Source organism: Mesorhizobium sp. M1E.F.Ca.ET.063.01.1.1 (genome assembly GCF_003998155.1).
Taxonomy (GTDB): Bacteria; Pseudomonadota; Alphaproteobacteria; order Rhizobiales; family Rhizobiaceae; genus Mesorhizobium.
The window spans coordinates 1-2867 of record NZ_RZSC01000738.1 but is presented as its reverse complement, the minus strand read 5'-3'; the positions used below and the strand labels follow the sequence as shown (position 1 = coordinate 2867).

The following is a 2867-nucleotide window of genomic DNA, read 5'->3' as shown; positions in this document are numbered from 1 at the left end:
GTTCTGGCGAGCGGCAGACGTCGTCGGGTGGCTGTCGAGCGAAGTCGGCCAGCGCTTCGCCGTTTCAATCGTTTCCGCGATCCTGATAATGCTGGTCGGCGGCCTGATCTATCTCGCCGTCCAATCGTGGGTGGAATATCGCCTCAATCCGAATTACGGCCATGTCCCCTCCCCGCGCGAACGGACGCTTCTCGCCCTGTTCCGCAATGCCTTCGTGGTCGCGCTGGGCGTCCTCATCGTCATGCTGGTGCTGTCCGAGTTTGGCGTGAACATCGGCCCGCTGCTTGCCGGCGCCGGCGTTGTCGGCCTCGCTGTCGGCTTCGGGGCGCAAAAACTGGTGCAGGACATCATCACCGGCGCCTTCATACAGTTCGAGAACGCGATGAACGAAGGCGATGTGGTGACCGCAGGAGGGGTCACAGGCACCGTTGAGCGGCTGACAATCCGGTCCGTGTCGTTGCGCACCCTCGACGGCGCCTATCATCTCATCCCGTTCTCTTCCGTCGATGCCGTGACGAACTTCATGAAGACCTTCAGCTATCACGTCGCATCGATCGGCGTGGATTACGGGGCGAGCATTCCCGAGGTGAAGCAGGCGATGCACGAGGCCTTCGACAAACTGAAGGAGGCCGGGTTCGCGGGCGACATCATCGGCGACCTCGAGATGCATGGCGTGACCGAATTCGCCGACTCCGCCATTTTGGTTCGGGCCCGCATCAAGACCAAGCCCGGAAAGCATTTTGCCCTCGGTCGCGCCTATAACGAGATCATCAAGGAGGTCTTCGAGGAGCGCGGCATCGAGATACCTTTCCCTCATGTGACGTTCTACATGGGCGGCGAAGACAAGGCGGGAAAGTCACCGCCGCCGCGCATCAAGCGGCCCGGGCCAAAGCTTGCGACGGAAAGGCCCAAGCGCAGCGCGGCGACAAACGCTGCATTGGCCAAGTCGCCCAAACGCGGGCGCAAGACCAAGGTCACCCAGGACGGTCCGCCCGATGAAGGGCACGATGCGCCCGACCAGACCGAGGTTTCCTAGCAGGGACCGCTCGGGAGATTGTCCAAGCGTGGATCCGCGTTACGCCCAGCATTCGTGATCGGCGAGCACCTCGTCGATCACCCGGCGCTGCCTTCCGACCTCGGCTTGGTTGGCGTCATGTCCGGCAACGGTAATCAGCGCCTTCCATAGCGTCCAGCCGCGGCCGCGCGCCCAGGTCGCCTCATCGACCGCGATGGCGGTGCGGAAAGCCTCCCGGCTTTCGCCCTCGAAAAAGGTCCAGGCGATCGCGAGGTCGCAGGACGGGTCGCCGACGCCGGAGGTGCCGAAGTCGATGACGGCGCTCAGGCGGCCGTCTTCGACCAGGAGATTGCCTGAGGCGACATCGCCGTGGAACCAGACGGGCGAGCCGTGCCAGGTGGCGGCCAGGGCCGCTTCCCAGACCGTCGTGGCGGCTTGTGTATCGATCTGGCCATCGAGTGCTGCGATCGCCTGCCTCGCCTCGCCGTCATAGACCGTCAGCGGTCCGCCGCGATAAAAATTGTGCTGGCCAGGACCTGGCCCGCCGGTCGGATCGATCCGTTTCAGGGCGACGAGGAAATCGGCGAGCGAGAGCGCGAACGTGCTGAGATCGGCGACGCGTCCGTTCTTGGCCGTCCCGCCACCGATCCAGCGGTAGACGGACCAGTGCCACGGATAGAACGCGACCGGCTCGCCCATGGCCAGCGGCTCCGGGATCGGCAGCGGCAGATGCGGCGCGAGCTTCGGCAGCCAGCGCTGCTCCTTCTCGACCTGCAGCGAATAGGGAGCCGCGCTTGGCAGCCTGACTGTCATCTCGTCGCCGAGATGGAAGGTGCGGTTGTCCCAACCACCGAACGCGACGGGCTTCACCGGCAAATGCCGCCATTCCGGAAACTGCGCATCGACCAGCCGGCGCACGAGATCGGTGTCGATTTCCACTTTCGGGTCATGCATGTCGTTGTCCTAAATCGCTGCGCGGTTTTAGACGGCATGCATCTGAGTCATGCATGTCGTCATCCCAAAACCGCGCCGCACTTTTGGGCGACATGCATCAGTGCGGAAACTCCAGCCCCATCTCGCGATAGCGCTCGGGGTCGTCGCCCCAGTTCTCGCGCACCTTCACGAACAGGAAGAGATGCACCTTTTGCTCGAGGATCTCGGCGATCTCGGCGCGCGCGGCCTGGCCGATGGCGCGGATCGTCTCGCCTTTGTGGCCGAGCACGATCTTCTTCTGGCTGTCGCGCTCGACATAGATGACCTGCTCGATCCGCACCGAGCCGTCCTTCTTCTCTTCCCATTTCTCGGTCTCGATATGCGAGGAATAGGGAAGCTCCTGATGGAGTCTCAGATAGAGTTTCTCGCGGGTGATCTCGGCCGCGAGCTGGCGCATCGGCAGGTCGGATATCTGGTCTTCCGGATAATACCAGGGCCCGGCCGGCAGCGTCTCGGCAAGATAGTCGAGCAGGTCCTTGCAGCCGGAGCCGGTGAGCGCCGAAACCATGAAGGTGCGCTTGAACGGAACTCTTTCGTTTGCTGCCGATGCCAGCGCCAGAAGCGTCTCCGGCTTGACCCGGTCGACCTTGTTGAGGACGAGCAGCATCGGCTGCTGGACGTCCTTCAGCCGGTCGAGGATGGCGTCGGCATCGCCCTTGATGCCGCGTTCGGCATCGATCAGAAGCACGACGACGTCGGCATCCTTGGCGCCGCCCCAGGCGGTGGTGACCATCGCCGTGTCCAGCCGGCGCTTCGGCTTGAAGATGCCGGGCGTGTCGACGAAGACGATCTGCGCGTTCTCATGCGTGGCGATGCCGCGCACGATCGCGCGGGTTGTCTGCACCTTGTGGGTGACGAT

Annotated in this window: 3 protein-coding genes; 1 reads left to right on the top strand and 2 read right to left on the bottom strand. The window is 63.7% G+C overall.

All coding sequences use genetic code 11. From position 1 onward, the window contains the following. A partial coding sequence (locus EOA29_RS31485) for a mechanosensitive ion channel domain-containing protein (RefSeq protein ID WP_127222086.1) occupies nt 1-1036 on the top strand: 1036 nt, incomplete at its 5' end. A gap of 39 nt (nt 1037-1075) precedes the next feature. Here EOA29_RS31485 and EOA29_RS31480 read toward each other — a convergent pair. Next, on the bottom strand, nt 1076-1969 hold the full coding sequence (locus EOA29_RS31480; RefSeq protein ID WP_127222085.1) for an aminoglycoside phosphotransferase family protein: 894 nt from the start codon (nt 1967-1969) through the stop codon (nt 1076-1078). A gap of 97 nt (nt 1970-2066) precedes the next feature. After that, nucleotides 2067-2867, bottom strand: an 801-nt coding sequence (era, locus tag EOA29_RS31475) for a GTPase Era (RefSeq protein ID WP_127222084.1), incomplete at its 5' end; no start/stop codon positions are given.

What these genes read in the sequence shown, in the direction of transcription:
- EOA29_RS31480 (WP_127222085.1), bottom strand. Translation starts at nt 1,969, where the DNA reads ATGCATGACCCGAAAGTGGAAATCGACACCGATCTCGTGCGCCGGCTG.